18 protein-coding genes are annotated in these 17780 nt (G+C 69.8%); 13 read left to right on the forward strand and 5 right to left on the reverse strand.

Translation table 11 applies throughout. From position 1 onward, the window contains the following. Positions 1 to 15 precede the first annotated feature (15 nt). A complete protein-coding gene (gene tkt / locus OHA17_RS30010; RefSeq protein ID WP_406509131.1) occupies positions 16 to 2103 on the reverse strand; it encodes a transketolase in 2088 nt (695 codons plus the stop codon). Positions 2104 to 2411: 308 nt separating this feature from the next. On the opposite strand from tkt, the gene OHA17_RS30015 reads away from it, so the two are divergent. From OHA17_RS30015 to OHA17_RS30025, 3 genes are all read left to right on the forward strand, one after another. Then, positions 2412 to 3365: a heme o synthase gene (locus OHA17_RS30015; RefSeq protein WP_053729344.1), complete on the forward strand. Its 954-nt coding sequence runs from the start codon at positions 2412 to 2414 to the stop codon at positions 3363 to 3365. 90 nt (positions 3366 to 3455) lie between these two features. Further along, positions 3456 to 3797 (forward strand): hypothetical protein, encoded by a 342-nt coding sequence (locus tag OHA17_RS30020; RefSeq protein WP_398876673.1) that lies wholly within the window; start codon positions 3456 to 3458, stop codon positions 3795 to 3797. 77 nt (positions 3798 to 3874) lie between these two features. Beyond that, positions 3875 to 4963 carry an amidohydrolase gene (locus tag OHA17_RS30025; RefSeq protein WP_406509132.1) on the forward strand — a complete coding sequence of 363 codons (1089 nt, stop codon included), beginning with the start codon at positions 3875 to 3877 and terminating at the stop codon, positions 4961 to 4963. Here the strand turns inward: OHA17_RS30025 and OHA17_RS30030 are convergent. The 3 genes from OHA17_RS30030 to OHA17_RS30040 form a co-directional block, all read right to left on the reverse strand. Next, positions 4943 to 5938, reverse strand: coding sequence for a COX15/CtaA family protein (locus tag OHA17_RS30030; RefSeq protein ID WP_406509133.1), 996 nt, complete (start codon positions 5936 to 5938; stop codon positions 4943 to 4945). The two genes, OHA17_RS30025 and OHA17_RS30030, sit on opposite strands and share 21 nt — an antisense overlap. A gap of 73 nt (positions 5939 to 6011) precedes the next feature. After that, on the reverse strand, positions 6012 to 6779 hold the full coding sequence (locus OHA17_RS30035; protein WP_398876671.1) for an ABC transporter permease: 768 nt from the start codon (positions 6777 to 6779) through the stop codon (positions 6012 to 6014). Further along, positions 6776 to 7702, reverse strand: a complete 927-nt coding sequence (locus OHA17_RS30040; RefSeq protein WP_406509134.1) for an ABC transporter ATP-binding protein — start codon at positions 7700 to 7702, stop codon at positions 6776 to 6778. Before OHA17_RS30040 ends, OHA17_RS30035 begins: the two co-directional genes overlap by 4 nt. A 111-nt stretch (positions 7703 to 7813) precedes the next feature. Here OHA17_RS30040 and OHA17_RS30045 point away from each other — a divergent pair, with 111 nt between their 5' ends. After that, complete coding sequence (locus tag OHA17_RS30045; RefSeq protein WP_406509135.1) at positions 7814 to 8584, forward strand: formate/nitrite transporter family protein; 771 nt, start codon at positions 7814 to 7816, stop codon at positions 8582 to 8584. Positions 8585 to 8593: 9 nt separating this feature from the next. Here the strand turns inward: OHA17_RS30045 and OHA17_RS30050 are convergent, their stop codons facing one another. Further along, entirely contained in the window at positions 8594 to 9397 is an 804-nt protein-coding gene (locus tag OHA17_RS30050; protein WP_406509136.1) for an aminoglycoside N(3)-acetyltransferase, read from the reverse strand. A gap of 172 nt (positions 9398 to 9569) precedes the next feature. On the opposite strand from OHA17_RS30050, the gene OHA17_RS30055 reads away from it, so the two are divergent. From OHA17_RS30055 to OHA17_RS30095, 9 genes are all read left to right on the forward strand, one after another. Further along, positions 9570 to 10322, forward strand: coding sequence for a metalloregulator ArsR/SmtB family transcription factor (locus OHA17_RS30055; RefSeq protein WP_053729351.1), 753 nt, complete (start codon positions 9570 to 9572; stop codon positions 10320 to 10322). Then, complete coding sequence (gene sufB, locus OHA17_RS30060; RefSeq protein WP_406509137.1) at positions 10319 to 11740, forward strand: Fe-S cluster assembly protein SufB; 1422 nt, start codon at positions 10319 to 10321, stop codon at positions 11738 to 11740. Before OHA17_RS30055 ends, sufB begins: the two co-directional genes overlap by 4 nt. A gap of 62 nt (positions 11741 to 11802) precedes the next feature. Then, positions 11803 to 13023 (forward strand): Fe-S cluster assembly protein SufD, encoded by a 1221-nt coding sequence (gene sufD / locus OHA17_RS30065; RefSeq protein ID WP_406509138.1) that lies wholly within the window; start codon positions 11803 to 11805, stop codon positions 13021 to 13023. Continuing rightward, a complete protein-coding gene (locus OHA17_RS30070) occupies positions 13023 to 13340 on the forward strand; it encodes a bifunctional 3-phenylpropionate/cinnamic acid dioxygenase ferredoxin subunit (RefSeq protein WP_344373184.1) in 318 nt (105 codons plus the stop codon). Before sufD ends, OHA17_RS30070 begins: the two co-directional genes overlap by 1 nt. A 7-nt stretch (positions 13341 to 13347) precedes the next feature. Beyond that, positions 13348 to 14112, forward strand: coding sequence for a Fe-S cluster assembly ATPase SufC (sufC, locus tag OHA17_RS30075; RefSeq protein WP_406509139.1), 765 nt, complete (start codon positions 13348 to 13350; stop codon positions 14110 to 14112). After that, complete coding sequence (locus OHA17_RS30080; protein ID WP_406509140.1) at positions 14109 to 15383, forward strand: cysteine desulfurase; 1275 nt, start codon at positions 14109 to 14111, stop codon at positions 15381 to 15383. The genes sufC and OHA17_RS30080 overlap by 4 nt, the downstream gene beginning before the upstream one ends. Positions 15384 to 15395: 12 nt before the next feature. After that, positions 15396 to 15860 carry a Fe-S cluster assembly sulfur transfer protein SufU gene (sufU, locus tag OHA17_RS30085; protein WP_053729357.1) on the forward strand — a complete coding sequence of 155 codons (465 nt, stop codon included), beginning with the start codon at positions 15396 to 15398 and terminating at the stop codon, positions 15858 to 15860. Further along, positions 15857 to 16195 (forward strand): metal-sulfur cluster assembly factor, encoded by a 339-nt coding sequence (locus OHA17_RS30090; RefSeq protein WP_267053850.1) that lies wholly within the window; start codon positions 15857 to 15859, stop codon positions 16193 to 16195. Before sufU ends, OHA17_RS30090 begins: the two co-directional genes overlap by 4 nt. Positions 16196 to 16450: 255 nt before the next feature. Beyond that, positions 16451 to 17773 (forward strand): DUF3616 domain-containing protein, encoded by a 1323-nt coding sequence (locus OHA17_RS30095; RefSeq protein WP_406509141.1) that lies wholly within the window; start codon positions 16451 to 16453, stop codon positions 17771 to 17773. The last annotated feature ends 7 nt before the right edge of the window (positions 17774 to 17780 follow it).

Genomic DNA, 17780 nt, shown 5'->3' on the forward strand with positions numbered 1-17780 from the left:
GTTCGTATACCGGCGTCAGCGCGCTGCGGCGGCGAGAGATTCCCGGGCCGCGGCGGCCACGTGCTCGGCGGTGAAGCCGAACTCCTGGAAGAGGACCTTGCCGTCGGCCGAAGCGCCGAAGTGCTCCAGCGAGACGATGCGGCCCGCGTCACCGACGTAGCGGTGCCAGGTCAGACCGATACCGGCCTCGACCGCGACCCGCGCCTTGACCGAGGGCAGCAGGACGCTGTCCTTGTACGCCTGGTCCTGCTCCTCGAACCACTCGACGCACGGCATCGAGACCACGCGGGTCGGGATGCCGGCCGCCTGCAGCTGCTCGCGCGCGCCGACGGCGAGCTGGACCTCGGAGCCGGTGCCGATGAGCACGACCTGAGCGTCACCGCCTTCGGCGTCGAAGAGCACGTAACCGCCCTTGGCGGCATCCTCGTTGACCTCGTACGTCGGCACACCCTGGCGGGTCAGCACGAGGCCGTGCGGGGCCCCCTTGCCGAACACCTTGGTGTAGCGCTTGAGGACCTCGCGCCAGGCGATGGCCGTCTCGTTGGCGTCCGCGGGGCGGACCACGTTGAGGCCCGGGATCGCGCGCAGCGAGGCCAGGTGCTCGACCGGCTGGTGGGTCGGGCCGTCCTCGCCGAGGCCGACCGAGTCGTGCGTCCACACGTACGTCACCGGCAGGTGCATCAGCGCGGACAGGCGCACGGCGTTGCGCATGTAGTCGGAGAACACCAGGAAGGTGCCGCCGTAGATGCGGGTGTGGCCGTGCAGCGCGATGCCGTTCATCTCCGCGGCCATGGAGTGCTCGCGGATGCCGAAGTGCACGGTGCGGCCGTACGGGTCGGCCTCCGGCAGCGGGTTGCCGGCGGGCAGGAACGACGACGTCTTGTCGATGGTCGTGTTGTTCGAGCCCGCGAGGTCGGCGGAGCCGCCCCACAGCTCGGGCATGACCGCGCCGAGCGCCTGGAGGACCTTGCCCGAGGCGGCACGGGTGGCGACACCCTTGCCGGTCTCGAAGACCGGGAGGTGCGACTCCCAGCCCTCGGGCAGCTCGCCCGCGTTGATGCGGTCGAACTCGGCGGCGCGCTCCGGGTTGGCGGTGCGCCACGCGGCGAACGACTTCTCCCACTCGGCCTTGGCCTCACGGCCGCGGTCGAGCGCCTCGCGCGTGTGCGCCAGGACCTCGTCGGCGACCTCGAAGGTCTTCTCCGGGTCGAAGCCGAGGACGCGCTTGGTGGCGGCCACCTCGTCGTCGCCGAGCGCCGAGCCGTGCGCGGCCTCGGTGTTCTGGGCGTGCGGCGCGGGCCAGGCGATGATCGAGCGCATCGCGATGAACGACGGCTTGTCGGTCACCGCCTTCGCGGCCTCGATCGCGTTGTACAGCGCCTCGGGGTCCAGGTCGCCGTCCGGCTTGGGCGCCACGCGCTGGACGTGCCAGCCGTACGCCTCGTACCGCTTGAGGGTGTCCTCGGAGACGGCCGTCTCGGTGTCACCCTCGATCGAGATGTGGTTGTCGTCCCACAAAAGGACCAGGTTGCCGAGCTTCTGGTGACCGGCCAGCGAGGACGCCTCGGAGGAGATGCCCTCCTGGAGGCAGCCGTCACCGGCGATCGCGAACACGAAGTGGTCGAACGGGGAGGTGCCGGGGGCGGCCTCCGGGTCGAACAGGCCGCGCTCGTAGCGGGCGGCCATCGCCATGCCCACCGCGTTGGCGACACCCTGGCCCAGCGGGCCGGTGGTCGTCTCGACGCCGGTGGTGTGGCCGTACTCCGGGTGGCCGGGGGTCTTGGAACCCCAGGTACGGAACGCCTTGAGGTCGTCCAGCTCCAGGCCGAAACCGGCCAGGTACAGCTGGACGTAGAGGGTCAAGGACGAGTGGCCGGCGGACAGGACGAACCGGTCGCGGCCGACCCAGTCGGCGTCCGCCGGGTCGTGCCGCATCACCTTCTGGAAGAGGGTGTACGCGGCCGGGGACAGGCTCATCGCCGTACCTGGATGGCCGTTGCCGACCTTCTGTACAGCATCCGCGGCCAGTACGCGGCCGGTGTCTACGGCCCGCTGGTCCAGCTCGGTCCACTCGAGGTCTGTGGTGGTCGGCTTGGTGCTCACCCTGAGTCAGGGCTCCTCTCCACATGTCGAATCCCGGTGACTGAGGGCGCACCGGGCGCTGTCGAGCCTACCCCCGCCGGAACGCTCATTTTTTCGACTGACTGCACGTTGAGACAGACACCTCCAGGGTGCCGGGGAGGGGTGAAATCCGCCTCCCGGCGAACCACCCCCAACACGACCCCACCCCCGGGGATGGCGGCGTATGGGCAACGTCTAGAGTGGCGTGGTACGCGCAAGTCTTTACCGGGCCTTCACGTCCGGGAACGTCCCGGATCCCCGGGGACTTGCTGGGAATTTCTCTGTCAGGGGTGTGCGTGACGGCCGTCGAGTCCCGACCCGCAGGGGTCATCTTGACTCCCAGCCCGGGGGGCCATCGGCCATTCGGGGCCCGCGTCAAGGCCTTTGTGATGCTGACCAAGCCGCGGATCATCGAACTGCTCCTCATCACCACCATTCCGGTGATGTTCCTGGCGGAGCAGGGCGTTCCTCCGCTGTGGCTGGTGTTCACCACCACCCTTGGCGGTTACCTCTCCGCGGGCGGCGCAAACGCGCTGAACATGTACATCGACCGCGACATCGACGCGCTGATGGACCGCACCTCCCAGCGTCCGCTGGTGACCGGCATGGTCTCGCCGCGCGAGTGCCTGGTCTTCGGCCTCTCGCTGGCCGTCGTCTCGACCCTGTGGTTCGGCCTGCTGGTCAACTGGCTCTCGGCGGCCCTGTCGCTCGGCGCGCTGCTCTTCTACGTCGTCGTGTACACGATGATCCTCAAGCGTCGGACCTCGCAGAACATCGTGTGGGGTGGCATCGCGGGCTGTCTGCCGGTGCTGATCGGCTGGTCCTCGGTCACGAACTCCATGTCGTGGGCGCCGATCATCCTCTTCCTCGTCATGTTCTTCTGGACGCCGCCGCACTACTACCCGCTGTCCATGAAGGTCAAGGAGGACTACGCGCGGGTCGGCGTGCCGATGCTGCCGGTGGTCGCCTCCAACAAGGTCGTGGCCCGCCACATCGTCCTCTACAGCTGGGTGATGGTCGCCGTCTCGCTGCTGCTCACCCCGCTCGGCTACACCGGCTGGTTCTACACGGCCGTGGCGCTGGCCTCCGGCGGCTGGTGGCTGTGGGAGGCGCACGCGCTGCAGAACCGCGCCAAGTCCGAGGCGACCGGCACCAAGCTGAAGGAGATGCGGCTGTTCCACTGGTCGATCACCTATGTGTCGCTGCTGTTCGTGGCCGTCGCGGTGGACCCGTTCCTGCGCTGACCACACCGTTGACGCGACAAGAGGGGCCAGTGGCGCAAGCCACTGGCCCCTCTTGTCGCTCCCGGGGCTACCCGCTAGTAGCATCGCGGCATGGCAGACACCCAGGTTGACGAGAAGCAGGCCGCCAAGGCCGAACGGCGGGCGGACAAGCTGGCCCGGCAGATCGGCTCCTTCGCCAAGGAGCACGGCGGCGCCGAGGGGCAGATCGCGTACATCGGCCAGCGCGGCGCCCGCATCGTGCTCGTCGGCGAGGACGGCGGCTGGGGCGACCTCGTGGCCCCGAGTCACGCCGTCGCCAAGAGCGCGGTCGAGAAGTCCGGGATCACCGTCCACGAGGACTTCGACGGGGAGTTCGCGGCCAAGGTCAAGACCGGCCCGTACGAGTGGACCCGCATGGCCGGCATTCAGCTCGGCGGCCCGAAGAACGGCTGAGCGGCCCGCCGAGCAACACCGATCCGGGGCTCACCCGTTAGGAGTGGTGGAATCGCGTCCACCGCTGGGAGCCCCGGATGATCGACACCCCGACCCTGGTGGACCAGTACTGCCACGGGGTCCTGCGCACCGAGCTGGGCCTGGGCACCTTCGAGACGGCGCTCGGCCGCACCGGAACCCTGCCCGCGACCGGCACCACGTTCTTCGACACCCAGACGGGCTTCGCCGTACGCCGCTGGTGTCCCCCGCTCCTCGGCCTCGAACCGCACTGCCCCCCGGCCCGCTATCTGGCCCGCCGCCGTGAACTCGGCGTACTCGAATCGGGCAGGCGCCTGCTGCGGGGCTCCGGGGTCTCCACCTATCTGGTGGACACCGGGCAGCCCGGGGACCTCACCGCCCCGCACGAGATCGCCGCGGCCGGCGCGGCCGACGCCCACGAGATCGTCCGCCTCGAACTCCTCGCCGAGCAGGTCGCCGACACCTCCGGCACCGTCGAGTCCTTCCTCGCCAACCTCGCCGAGGCCGTGCACACCTCGGCCGCCTCCGCCGTCGCCTTCGCCTCGGTGGCGGGCGTGCGCGAAGGACTCGACCCGGAGCCGCCGGGGCCGGGGGAGGTGCGCGGGGCCGCCGGGCGGTGGCTGGCGGGCAGACGCAAACACGGGCGCCTTGAGGACCCGGTGCTCCTGCGCCATCTGCTGTGGAGCGCGGTCGCGGCCGGGCGCCCGCTCCAGCTCCAGGTGGGCATGGCCGACCCGATGCTGCTCGCCGGATTCGCGTCCGCGACGGCCGGGCTCGGCACCGATCTGGTGCTCCTGCACGGCTATCCGTACCACCGCCAGACCGCCCATCTGGCGAGCGTCCACCCGCATGTGTACGCGGATGTCGGGCCCGCCCTGGTGCGGACGGGGGCGAGGGCGGCCGCCGTGCTCGCGGAGATCCTGGAGCTGGCCCCGTTCGGGAAGCTGCTCTACTCCAGCGGGGCGCGCGGGCTGCCCGAACTGCACGTGGTGGGCGCGCGGCTGTTCTCGGAGGCGCTCAGCCGGGTGCTTGGCGGCTGGGTCGGCGACGGCGCGTGGTCACGCACGGACGCGCAGCGGGTCGCCGGGATGATCGCGGCGGGCAATGCCCGCCGCGTCTACGGACTGTCAGGCGTGGCTGAGCGCTGAGTCGGACCGCGCCGGGACCTCGGCCGAGACCTCCGGGCGCTCGCGCAGCGAGAGCAGGACGCGCAGCACCGCGATCCACACCAGGCACGAGCCGAACATGTGCAGGCCGACCAGGATCTCGGGCGTCTTCAAGAAGTACTGGACGTAACCGATCACACCCTGGCCCATGAGCACCAGGAACAGATCGCGGGCCCGGGCGCGCGGCCCGGCCGGGGCGTCGACGGCCTTCAGGACGAACCAGAGCGCGACGGCCAGCGCCACGACGACCCACGCGAGGTCCGCGTGCAGCTGCGTGATCATCGTCCAGTCGAGCGGGATGCGCGGCACGTCCTTGGAGTCGCCGGGGTGCCGCCCGGTGCCGGTCACGACCGTGCCCACCGCGATCAGCGTGGCCGAGGCGGCCACCAGGAGCCAGGTCAGCTGCACAACTGCCTTGCCCACCAAGGGCCTTGGCGCGCCGTCGCCCTCCTGGGTGCGCTGCCAGGTGACCACCGCGACCGCGATGAGCGCGCTGGAGAGCAGGAAGTGGGCGGCCACCGTGTACGGGTTGAGGCCGACCAGGACGACGATGCCGCCCAGGACCGCGTTGCCCATGACCACCCAGAACTGCACCCAGCCGAGCCGGGTCAGCGGGCGTCGCCAGGGCTTCGCCGAGCGGGCGGCGATGATCGCCCAGCCGACCGCGGCGCACAGCACGTACGTCAGCATCCGGTTGGTGAACTCGATGGCGCCGCGGAAGCCCATCTCGCTGGTGGCGGTCAGGCTGTCGCTGGTGCACTTGGGCCAGGTGGGGCAGCCGAGCCCGGAGCCGGTGAGCCGGACCGCGCCGCCGGTCACCACGATGGCGACGGACATGACGAGGGCGGCAAGGGCCGCGCGCCGCACGATCGTTGGGGAGGCGGTCCACCGCTCCGCGATGTAGAGGAGCGGATTGCGGGCCGCCGCTGTCACATCGGCACGGGTCACTTTCGGCATGCGCCCTATCGTAGGCGCCCGTTTGTGCATGTTTTCACGAGGGGGGTCCGCCCGGCCGGGCCGAGCCCCCGGCCTACTCCCAGCGGAAGAACTTCGCGGCCGCGCCCAGGCCGAGGACCGCCCACACGGCGAGGATCCCGAGGTCCCCCCACGGCATCGACGCGCCGTCCCGGAGAACGTCGCGCAGCCCGTCGGAGAGGGCCGAGATGGGGAGCAGGTTCAGCGCGGACTGCACGCCGCCGGGGAACTTGTCCATCGGCACGATCACCCCGCCGGCCACGAGCAGCAGCAGGAACACCAGGTTGGCGGCGGCCAGCGTCGCCTCGGCCTTCAGCGTGCCGGCCATGAGCAGCCCGAGCCCCGAGAACGCGGCGGTGCCCAGCACCAGCAGGAGCAGCACCGCGAGCGGGTTGCCGTGCGGGGACCAGCCGAGCGCGAAGGCGATCACGGTGAGCAGGACGACCTGGAGCACCTCGGTGACGAGGACGGCCAGTGTCTTCGACGTCATCAGCGCCCAGCGCGGCAGCGGCGAGGCGCCGAGCCGCTTGAGCACCCCGTACCGCCGCTCGAAGCCGGTCGCGATGGCCTGGCCCGTGAACGCGGTCGACATCACGGCGAGCGCGAGAACGCCCGGCGCGAGGAAGTCGACGGACCTGCCCTTCCCGGTGTCGATGATGTCGACGGTCGAGAACAGCACGAGCAGCAGACTCGGGATGATCACGGTGAGCAGCAGCTGCTCACCGTTGCGCAGCAGCATCCGCGTCTCCAGGGCGGTCTGCGCCCCGATCATCCGCCCCAGCGGAGCCGCCCCCGGCTTCGGCGCGTACGTACCGGCGCTCATGCGCGCAGCTCCTTACCGGTCAGTTCCAAGAAGACGTCCTCAAGCGTGTGGCGCTCGACCGAGATGCCGTCCGGCATCACGCCGTGCTGGGCGCACCAGGAGGTGACGGTGGCGAGCAGCTGGGGGTCGATCGTGCCGGTGATGCGGTACGCGCCCGGGGTCAGCTCGGCGGCGGCCGAGCCGTCCGGCAGGGCCTTGAGGAGCGAGCCGAGGTCGAGGCCGGGGCGGCCGGTGAAGCGCAGCGTGTTCTCGGCGCCGCCCTTGCAGAGCTGCTCGGGGGAGCCCTGGGCGACGACCTTGCCCGCGTCGACGATGGCCACGTCGTCCGCGAGGGCCTCGGCCTCGTCCATGAAGTGCGTGGTCAGGACCACCGAGACGCCGTCGGCGCGCAGCTCGCGCACGAGGTCCCAGGTGGCGCGGCGGGCCTGTGGGTCGAGGCCCGCGGTCGGCTCGTCGAGGAAGGCGAGTTCGGGGCGGCCGACGACGGCCATCGCGAGCGCGAGGCGCTGCTGCTGCCCGCCGGAGAGCCGGCGGTAGGTCGTACGGCCGCAACCGCCGAGGCCCAGGCGCTCGATGAGGGCGTCCACGTCCAGCGGGTGCGCGTGCAGCCTGGCCATGTGGCGGAGCATCTCGTCGGCGCGGGCGCCGGAGTAGACGCCGCCGGACTGGAGCATCACGCCGATGCGCGGCTTAAGCCGCTCGGTGTCGGTGACCGGGTCGAGGCCGAGGACGCGGACGGTGCCCGCGTCCGGTCTGCGGTAGCCCTCGCAGGTCTCGATGGTGGTGGTCTTGCCGGCGCCGTTGGGGCCGAGGACGGCGGTCACGGCGCCCGCGCCGACCGTGAGGTCGAGGCCGTCCACCGCGGTCTTGGGGCCGTACCGCTTGACCAGGCCGCTCACCTGGACGACGGGCTCGCTCTTCATGACCGGCAAGTCTAGGCGGGGCCCAAGGTCCCTCCGGCGCGGGGGCCCGGGTCCCCGCACTGGTGACCTTTTCGGACGGTCGCGGTCGTTTGCGGGCCGTAGCGTCGAAGGGTGATAACCCTCGCGGAGAACGTCGAAGAGACCATGGGACAGGCCGCCCACAAGGCGCACGACCTGGGGAATCCGCCGCGCTACTTCGTCTCCGCGATGCTGGCGGGCGCCTACATCGGGATCGGCGAGGTGCTGCTGCTCGTCGCGATCTCGCCGTTCGTCGCCGCGCACTCGGCGGCGACCAGGCTGCTCGAAGGGGCGGTCTTCCCGATCGCCCTGACGATCGTGATGTTCGCCGGGGCGCAGCTCTTCACCTCCAACGTGATGGTGATGCTGATGGGCGCCCTGTCGGGGCGTACGGGGCCGAAGGACCTGGTGGCGAGCTGGGGGCTCTCGCTTGCCGGGAACCTTGTCGGGGCGCTGGCCTTCGGCGCGATGGTGCATGCCTCGGGGGTCACCTCGGCCGGCTCGGCCCGCGCGATGCTCGCCGAGATGCTGGCCGCGAAGAACGCGCTGGACGGCGGGCAGCTGTTCTGGCGGGCGGTGCTCTGCAACATGCTGGTCTGCCTGGGCATCTGGATGTTCTCGCGGGCCAAGGGGGACGGCGCCAAGGTCTTCGTGCTGTGGCTGCCGGTCCTTGTGTTCGTGGCCGTGGGCTTCGAGCACTGCGTGGCCAACATGGCGCTGTTCGGCCTCGGCGTCTTCGAGGGGAGCGCGAGCTTCGGGGAGCTGCTGCGGAACCTGGCGTTCACCGTGCCGGGCAACATCGTCGGCGGCGGGGCCCTGGTGGCGGGGACGTACTGGTTCACCAGCGGGTCGCGCCGGGCCTGACCGTCCCACTCACTCCTCGCGGGGGCGGTGGATCGCCAGCCACCGCTCGGCGTAGGCGACCGCGTCCCGGACCGGGAACAGGCGAGCGGCGGCGGCGCCCACCGTGCCCCGCACCACCTCCTTGTCCCGCTCGAAGTCCGCGCCCAGCTCGTCGAAGCGCTCGCTCGTGATGGACGTGTCCCGGATGGTCAGCCACTTCCGGCCCTCGGGAGTCATCGCCGCGAAGGAGACCTCCGCCGGCGGCCCCGGTATCCGGTATTCCGCCAGGTGGAAGGACGTACACGAGTCGTATCCCGCGCCGAGCAGCAGCACTCGGGCGCCCGCGTCCTCCAGGCGGGCCAGTGGGCTGCGCTCGCCGAGGAGGCAGTCGAGGGCGTGGCCCTCGGTGATCCGCGCCGCGCCCGGGCCGACCGCCGCGAAGGAGGTCTGCGGATGGGCGCTGCGCAGGGCGCCGGGCCAGGTGCGGACGGCCTCCGGGATCACCCCGATGCCCCGGCTCGGAGTGGTCAGCGGGTCGTAGGCCGGCGTCGTGGCCCGGATCTCCTCCCACCACTCCTCGGGCACCGGAGGGCGCCCCCAGTGCGCGGGGTCGGAATTGTCGCCGGAGTGCGTGGGGACCACGAGCGTGCCCGTTTCGCCCAGTGTGTCGAAAAATGCCTGAACGACCGCGACGGCGCCTCCGCAGACCCAGCCGAGCGACTTCAGGGAGGAGTGCACGAGGAGGGTCTCGCCGGGTCGCACACCCAGCTCGCGCAGGTCCTCGGCGAGCGAGCCGCGCGTACACAAAGGGCCGGTCACAGGGGGTGTGGGCATGGCAGAGGAGTCTGCCGGAAGCCCGTTCGGGGGGCCAGCGAATTCACAGTGAAACGATCGATCAAAGATCGTTTCCGCAGGTCAGCTTAGGTATGCCTAAGTGATGCACCGCACCGGTCGGTGATCGGGACGTGGGTTGTCAGGCTCTGAGGAATTACGCAACAATGGCGTTGTGAAAAACATCGGCGAGGCTCCGCAGGAGGAACTCGCGACCGGTGAGCGGTCCACCCGCAACCGGGTCGCGCGATCCATCCTGGACCACGGGCCCTCGACCGCCCTGGACCTCGCGAACCGCCTCGGCCTCACCCAGGCCGCCGTCCGCCGCCACCTCGACGCGCTGGTCGCCGACGAGGTCGTGGCACCGCGCGAACAGCGCGTGTACGGGGCGCGGACCCGCGGCCGACCGGCCAAGGTCTTCGCGCTCACCGACTGCGGCCGGGACGCCTTCGAGCAGTCCTACGACAAGCTCGCCGTGGACGCCCTGCACTGGATCGAGCAGTCGGCGGGCGGCGGCGCGGCCGGCGAGGAAGCCGTCGCGGCGTTCGCCCGGGCCCGCATCGAGGCTCAAGCGGGGGCGTACAGGGACGCGATCGAGGCCGTGCAGCCTGAAGAGCGCACCCAAGCCCTGGCCAAGGCCTTGAGCGCCGACGGGTACGCTGCTACGGCGCGCAGCGCGCCCCTTCCGCAGCGGGGTGAGCAGCTGTGCCAGCACCACTGCCCGGTCGCCCACGCCGCCGAGCGGTACCCGCAGCTGTGCGAGGCGGAGACGGAGTTCTTCTCCCGCCTCCTGGGAACGCACGTGCAGCGCCTGGCGACCATCGCCCACGGCGACGGCGTCTGCACCACGTTCATCCCGCACGGCGCGCCACCACAGACCACACATCAGCAAGCATCTGCAAGCACGGCCGGGAGGAACCCCGCATGACTCTCCCCACGGAGACTGCCCACCCTGAGCTCGAAGGCCTGGGCACGTACGAATACGGCTGGGCCGACTCCGACGCGGCGGGCGCCGCTGCCAAGCGCGGTCTTTCCGAGGCTGTCGTGCGCGACATCTCGCAGAAGAAGAACGAGCCCGAGTGGATGCTGAAGCTGCGCCTCAAGGGTCTGCGGCTCTTCGACAAGAAGCCCATGCCGAACTGGGGCTCCGACCTCTCAGGCATCGACTTCGACAACATCAAGTACTTCGTCCGGTCGACGGAGAAGCAGGCCGCTTCCTGGGAGGACCTGCCCGAGGACATCAAGAACACGTACGACAAGCTCGGCATCCCCGAGGCGGAGAAGCAGCGCCTCGTCGCGGGCGTCGCGGCCCAGTACGAGTCCGAGGTCGTCTACCACCAGATCCGTGAGGACCTGGAGGAGCAGGGCGTCATCTTCCTCGACACCGACACCGCGCTGAAGGAGCACCCGGAGCTCTTCCAGGAGTACTTCGGCACGGTCATCCCGGTCGGCGACAACAAGTTCGCGTCGCTGAACACCGCCGTGTGGTCGGGCGGCTCGTTCATCTACGTGCCCAAGGGCGTCAAGGTCGACATCCCGCTCCAGGCCTACTTCCGCATCAACACGGAGAACATGGGCCAGTTCGAGCGGACGCTGATCATCGTCGACGAGGACGCCTACGTCCACTACGTCGAGGGCTGCACCGCCCCGATCTACTCCTCGGACTCGCTGCACAGCGCCGTCGTCGAGATCATCGTCAAGAAGGGCGGCCGCTGCCGCTACACGACGATCCAGAACTGGTCGAACAACGTCTACAACCTGGTCACCAAGCGCGCCGTGGCGTACGAGGGCGCGACCATGGAGTGGATCGACGGCAACATCGGTTCCAAGGTCACCATGAAGTACCCGGCCGTCTACCTGATGGGCGAGCACGCCAAGGGCGAGACGCTCTCCATCGCGTTCGCGGGCGAGGGCCAGCACCAGGACGCCGGCTCCAAGATGGTCCACATGGCGCCGAACACCTCCTCCAACATCGTCTCCAAGTCGGTGGCGCGCGGCGGCGGCCGCACCTCCTACCGAGGCCTCGTCGAGATCGGCGAGGGCGCCCACGGCTCCAAGTCGAACGTGCTCTGCGACGCGCTCCTGGTCGACACGATCTCCCGCTCGGACACGTACCCCTACGTGGATGTCCGCGAGGACGACGTCTCCATGGGCCACGAGGCGACCGTCTCCAAGGTCTCCGAGGACCAGCTCTTCTACCTGATGAGCCGCGGTCTGACCGAGTTCGAGGCGATGGCGATGATCGTGCGCGGCTTCGTCGAGCCGATCGCCAAGGAGCTCCCCATGGAGTACGCCCTGGAGCTCAACCGGCTGATCGAGCTGCAGATGGAGGGCTCGGTCGGATAACGACCGTCCCCCGTACGGCAGTTGAGCAGATTCTGATCTAGGAAGAGAGCACTACGACAGCCATGGCTGAGGCTCAGAACTCCCCCAAGTCCTCGAACAAGCTCGGACAGGGGGCGCCCCCACCGCTGGGTTCCACCACCGCAGGCTCCATCGCGGTGGCCGCCGAGTCGACCGTCGCCACCCGCATGAGCGCCCCCCCGTCCTTCGACGTCGCGGACTTCCCGGTCCCGCACGGCCGCGAGGAGGAGTGGCGGTTCACGCCGCTCGATCGGCTGCGCGGGCTGCACGACGGCACCGCCGTCGCCACCGGTGACGGTGTGAAGATCGTCGTCGAGGCCCCCGAGGGTGTCGTCGTCGAGACCGTCGGGCGCGACGACGCCCGGCTCGGCAAGGCCGGCACGCCGGTGGACCGCGTCGCGGCCCAGGCGTACTCCTCCTTCGCCAAGGCCTCCGTCGTGACCGTCCCCAAGGAGACGGTGCTCACCGAGCCGATCCGGATCGCCGTGCACGGCGAGGGCGGCGTGGCCTACGGCCACCAGGTCATCGAGCTCGGCGCGTTCGCCGAGGCCGTCGTGGTCATCGACCACACCGGCGACGCGGTGCTCGCCGCCAACGTCGACTACCTCCTCGGCGACGGCGCCAAGCTGACCGTGGTCTCCGTACAGGACTGGGACGACAAGGCCGTCCACGTCGCCCAGCACAACGCGCTGATCGGCCGCGACGCCACCTTCAAGTCCTTCGTGGTCACCTTCGGCGGCGACCTCGTGCGGCTGCACCCGCGGGTCGCCTACGCGGGCACCGGCGGCGAGGCCGAGCTCTTCGGCCTGTACTTCACCGACCAGGGCCAGCACCAGGAGCACCGGCTCTTCGTCGACCACAACACCCCGCACTGCAAGTCCAACGCCGTGTACAAGGGCGCCCTCCAGGGCGCCGACGCGCACGCCGTGTGGATCGGTGACGTCCTCATCCAGGCCGCGGCCGAGGGCACGGACACCTACGAGATGAACCGCAACCTGGTTCTGACCGACGGCGCCCGCGTCGACTCGGTGCCGAACCTGGAGATCGAGACCGGCGAGATCGCCGGCGCCGGTCACGCGTCCGCCACCGGCCGTTTCGACGACGAGCAGCTCTTCTACCTGATGTCCCGCGGCATCCCGCCGATGGAGGCCCGCCGCCTGGTCGTGCGCGGCTTCTTCGCGGAGCTCGTCCAGCAGATCGGTCTGCCGGACGTCGAGGAGCGCCTGCTCGCCAAGATCGAGACGGAGCTGGAGGCTTCCGTCTGATGGCCTTCGTCAAAGCCTGTGCGCTGAGCGAGCTGGAGAGCGACACCCCCAAGCGGGTGGAGATCGACGGCACGCCGGTGTCCCTCGTCAAGACCGAGGGCGAGGTGTTCGCGATCAACGACATCTGCTCGCACGCGAACGTGTCGCTCTCGGAGGGCGAGGTGGAGGACTGCTCCATCGAGTGCTGGCTGCACGGCTCCAGCTTCGACCTCCGCACCGGCAAGCCGTCCGGCCTTCCCGCGACGCGCCCCGTCCCCGTGTACCCCGTAAAGATCCAAGGGGACGATGTGCTCGTCTCCGTCACCCAGGAGTCCTGAGTTCCCCATGGCAACGCTTGAAATCCGCGACCTGCACGTCTCCGTCGACACCGAGAACGGTACGAAGGAGATCCTCAAGGGCGTCGACCTGACCGTGAAGCAGGGCGAGACCCACGCCATCATGGGCCCCAACGGCTCCGGCAAGTCGACCCTGGCGTACTCGCTGGCCGGTCACCCCAAGTACACGATCACCAGCGGCACCGTCACGCTCGACGGCGAGGACGTCCTGGAGATGTCCGTCGACGAGCGCGCCCGCGCCGGCGTGTTCCTCGCCATGCAGTACCCGGTCGAGGTCCCCGGCGTCTCGGTCTCCAACTTCCTGCGTACGTCGGCGACGGCGCTCCGCGGCGAGGCCCCCAAGCTGCGCACCTGGGTGAAGGAGGTCAAGTCCGCGATGGAGCAGCTCCAGATGGACCCGGCCTTCGCCGAGCGCAACGTCAACGAGGGCTTCTCCGGCGGTGAGAAGAAGCGCCACGAGATCCTCCAGCTGGAGCTCCTCAAGCCGAAGATCGCGATCCTCGACGAGACCGACTCCGGCCTCGACGTCGACGCGCTGCGCCAGGTCTCCGAGGGCATCAACCGCGTCCGTGAGAACGGCGAGGTCGGCACCCTCCTGGTGACCCACTACACGCGCATCCTGCGCTACATCAAGCCCGACTACGTCCACGTCTTCGCGGGCGGCCGCATCGTCGAGTCCGGCGGCGCCGAGCTCGCCGACAAGCTTGAGGCCGAGGGCTACGAGTCGTACACGAAGGGCGGCGCTTCCGAGTGACGTTTCTGCCGGGCCTCCTCACTGGGACATCTCAACTACTCGACGAGGCGATCCGCAAGGACTTCCCCTTGCTGGACCGTGTGGTCCACGACGGGAAGAAGATCGTCTACCTCGACTCCGCGGCGACGTCGCAGAAGCCGCGCCAGGTGCTCGACGCGCTCAACGAGTACTACGAGCAGCACAACGCCAACGTCCACCGTGGCGTGTACCTGGTGGCCGAGGAGGCCACGGCGCTGTACGAGGGCGCCCGTGACAAGGTCGCCACGTTCATCAACGCGCCGAGCCGCGACGAGGTCATCTTCACCAAGAACGCCTCGGAATCGCTCAACCTCGTCGCCAACATGCTGGGCTGGGCCGATGAGCCCTATCGCGTGGACAGCGACACCGAGATCGTCATCACGGAGATGGAGCACCACTCCAACATCGTGCCGTGGCAGCTGCTCGCGCAGCGCACGGGCGCGAAGCTGAAGTGGTTCGGCCTGACCGACGACGGCCGGCTCGACCTGTCGAACATAGACGAGATCATCAACGAGAAGACGAAGATCGTTTCCTTCACGCTGGTCTCCAACCTGCTCGGCACCCACAACCCGGTCGAGGCGATCGTCCGCCGCGCGCAGCAGGTCGGCGCGCTGGTCTGCATCGACGCCTCGCAGGCCGCCCCGCACATGCCGCTGGACGTGCAGGCGCTGCAGGCCGACTTCGTGGCCTTCACCGGCCACAAGATGTGCGGCCCGACGGGTATCGGCGTCCTCTGGGGCCGCCAGGAGCTCCTGGAGGACCTGCCGCCGTTCCTGGGTGGCGGCGAGATGATCGAGACGGTCTCGATGCACTCCTCCACCTACGCTCCGGCGCCGCACAAGTTCGAGGCGGGCACGCCCCCGATCGCGCAGGCCGTGGGCCTCGGCGCGGCCGTGGACTACCTGTCGGCGATCGGCATGGACAAGATCGCCGCACACGAGCACGCGATCACGGAGTACGCGGTCAAGCGCCTCCTGGAGGTGCCCGACCTGCGGATCATCGGCCCCACCACGGCCGAGGACCGCGGGGCGGCGATCTCCTTCGTGCTCGGCGACATCCACCCGCACGACGTGGGCCAGGTCCTCGACGAGGAGGGCATCGCCGTCCGCGTCGGCCACCACTGCGCGCGCCCGGTCTGCCTCCGCTACGGAATTCCTGCGACCACGCGAGCGTCTTTCTATCTGTACTCCACGCCCGCCGAGGTCGACGCCCTGGTGGACGGCCTGGAGCACGTACGAAACTTCTTCGGCTAGGGGTTAAGCGACGTGAAGCTTGATTCGATGTACCAGGACGTCATCCTGGACCACTACAAGCACCCGCACGGCCGGGGCTTGCGGGACGGTGACGCCGAGGTGCACCACGTGAACCCGACGTGCGGCGACGAGATCACTCTCCGGGTGAAGTACGACGGTTCGCGGATCGAGGACGTCTCGTACGAGGGCCAGGGCTGCTCCATCAGCCAGGCCAGCGCCTCGGTCCTGAACGACCTGCTGGTCGGCAAGGAGCTGGAAGAGGCTCGTCAGATCCAGGAGACGTTCCTGACCCTGATGCAGTCCAAGGGCCAGCTGGAGCCCGACGACGCGATGGAGGAGGTCCTGGAGGACGCGGTGGCCTTCGCCGGCGTCTCCAAGTACCCCGCCCGCGTGAAGTGTGCTCTGCTGAGCTGGATGGCCTGGAAGGACGCGACGGCCCAGGCTCTGGGCGAGCTCGCCGAAAGGAAGACGGCATGACCGAGAACGCAGAGGCGGCGATCAAGCCGGCGACCGAAGAAGAGATCCGCGAGGCCCTGTACGACGTCGTCGACCCCGAGCTGGGCATCGACGTCGTCAACCTCGGCCTCATCTACGGCATCCACATCGACGACTCCAACGTCGTCACGCTGGACATGACCCTGACGTCGGCGGCCTGCCCGCTGACCGATGTGATCGAGGACCAGGCGAAGTCCGCGACCGACGGCATCGCCAACGAGCTGAAGATCAACTGGGTCTGGATGCCGCCGTGGGGCCCGGACAAGATCACGGACGACGGCCGCGAGCAGCTGCGCGCGCTGGGCTTCAACGTCTGAGCCCCGCTTGCCAGTTGAGGCCCCCGGCACCGATGGTGCCGGGGGCCTCTTCGCGTTGCGGCGCATCCGGGGATGTGCCTCTGATCGGCTGACGTTCGCCTGCCGTACGGATTTCGTACGCCTCCCATTGGCGGGGTGACCGGAACCTACTCGACGACACCCCGCCGACGAGAGGCCAGCCCCGTGCCGCATCACCCATCGCTCCGCCGTGCCAGGACCCTTGCCGCCGCGTCCGGAGTGCTCACACTGGCTGTCATGGGACTCAACTTCCCCGCGCAGGCGGCGAGTTACGGGACGCCGACCATCGGGCTCTCGGCCTCCTACCTGTCGGGGGCCGTCGGCGCCACGGGTGACCCGGTGGTCACGGTCACCGTCGGGCAGAGCGGGGCCGACGCCTCGGCGCTCACCGTGGCCGCCTCCGCCAGCTCGAAGTCGTCCGTCGCCGGGACCGGGGACGTTGTCGTCAGCGGGAGCGGGGCCAGTCGGCAGCTGAGCGTCGCCGCGCACGCTCGTGGCTACACCGACCTCACCATCAAGGTCACCGGGCTCGGTGGGAAGACCGCCACCAAGACGCTGCACTACGCCGCCTCGGCCGCGGTGCAGAACGCCGCCGACACCCGCTACTTCACCGGCTCCAGCGACGCCTCGGCGGCCGTGGACGTGGGCGGCGGGTACGTGGTCGTCGCCGACGACGAGTCCAACACGCTGCGGATGTACGACCGTTCGGCCTCCGGCGCGCCCGTGCGGACCTGGGACTTCAGCTCCCAGCTCGGGGTGTCCAAGGAGATCGACATCGAGGGCGCGGCCCGCGTCGGCAACACGATCTACTGGACCGGCTCGCTCGGCAACAACAAGGACGGCGAGTACAAGGCCGACCGGAACACCGTCTTCACGACCACCGTGAGCGGGTCGGGTGCGAGCACCCAGCTCGCGCTCGGCGGCTCGTACAAGAAGCTGCGGGACGACCTCGTCGCCTGGGACCACGCCAACGGCGACCGGTACGGGTTCACCGCCGCCACCGCCTCGGGGCAGGTGCCCAAGCAGATCGACGGGTTCAACGTGGAGGGCCTGGAGTTCGCACCCGGCTCCACCAGCACCGCCTACATCGGGTTCCGGGCGCCGCTCGTGCCGCCGAAGACCGGCGGCAAGGCGCTGATCGTGCCCGTCACCAACTTCGACAAGGTGGTGGACAGCGGGGCGAAGGCCGTCGTGGGCACGCCCATCGAGCTCGACCTCGGCGGGCTCAGCATCCGCGACATCCGCAAGAACGCCGCCGACCAGTACCTGATCGTCGCCGGATCCTGGGCCGCGGACGACAACTCCGACCCGTACGCGGTCTACTCGTGGGACGGTGTCGCCGGGCACGCCCCCGTCAAGCGGGCCGACCTGCCGACCAGCGACCCGGGCGGCTGGGAGGCAGTGGTCGATGTGCCCGACCTGAACCAGGCGGGCGCCCGGGCCCAGTTCATCACCGACGACGGGTCCGCCGACCTCTACGGAGACGGCACCGAGGCCAAGGACCTCACCCACCCCGAGTGGAAGAAGTCCCGGGCCACGTGGTTCACCGTCACCAACTGATCCGGCG

Origin of the sequence: Streptomyces sp. NBC_00212, from assembly GCF_045206365.1 — a bacterium.
In the GTDB taxonomy this organism is placed as follows: Bacteria; Actinomycetota; Actinomycetes; order Streptomycetales; family Streptomycetaceae; genus Streptomyces.

Coding starts and splice junctions, on each gene's coding strand:
- OHA17_RS30020 (WP_398876673.1), top strand. CDS start 3,456: ATGGCAGACACCCAGGTTGACGAGAAGCAGGCCGCCAAGGCCGAACGG.
- OHA17_RS30025 (WP_406509132.1), top strand. CDS start 3,875: ATGATCGACACCCCGACCCTGGTGGACCAGTACTGCCACGGGGTCCTG.
- OHA17_RS30030 (WP_406509133.1), bottom strand. CDS start 5,938: ATGCCGAAAGTGACCCGTGCCGATGTGACAGCGGCGGCCCGCAATCCG.
- OHA17_RS30035 (WP_398876671.1), bottom strand. CDS start 6,779: ATGAGCGCCGGTACGTACGCGCCGAAGCCGGGGGCGGCTCCGCTGGGG.
- OHA17_RS30040 (WP_406509134.1), bottom strand. CDS start 7,702: ATGAAGAGCGAGCCCGTCGTCCAGGTGAGCGGCCTGGTCAAGCGGTAC.
- OHA17_RS30050 (WP_406509136.1), bottom strand. CDS start 9,397: ATGCCCACACCCCCTGTGACCGGCCCTTTGTGTACGCGCGGCTCGCTC.
- sufB (WP_406509137.1), top strand. CDS start 10,319: ATGACTCTCCCCACGGAGACTGCCCACCCTGAGCTCGAAGGCCTGGGC.
- sufD (WP_406509138.1), top strand. CDS start 11,803: ATGGCTGAGGCTCAGAACTCCCCCAAGTCCTCGAACAAGCTCGGACAG.
- OHA17_RS30070 (WP_344373184.1), top strand. CDS start 13,023: ATGGCCTTCGTCAAAGCCTGTGCGCTGAGCGAGCTGGAGAGCGACACC.
- sufC (WP_406509139.1), top strand. CDS start 13,348: ATGGCAACGCTTGAAATCCGCGACCTGCACGTCTCCGTCGACACCGAG.
- OHA17_RS30090 (WP_267053850.1), top strand. CDS start 15,857: ATGACCGAGAACGCAGAGGCGGCGATCAAGCCGGCGACCGAAGAAGAG.
- OHA17_RS30095 (WP_406509141.1), top strand. CDS start 16,451: ATGGGACTCAACTTCCCCGCGCAGGCGGCGAGTTACGGGACGCCGACC.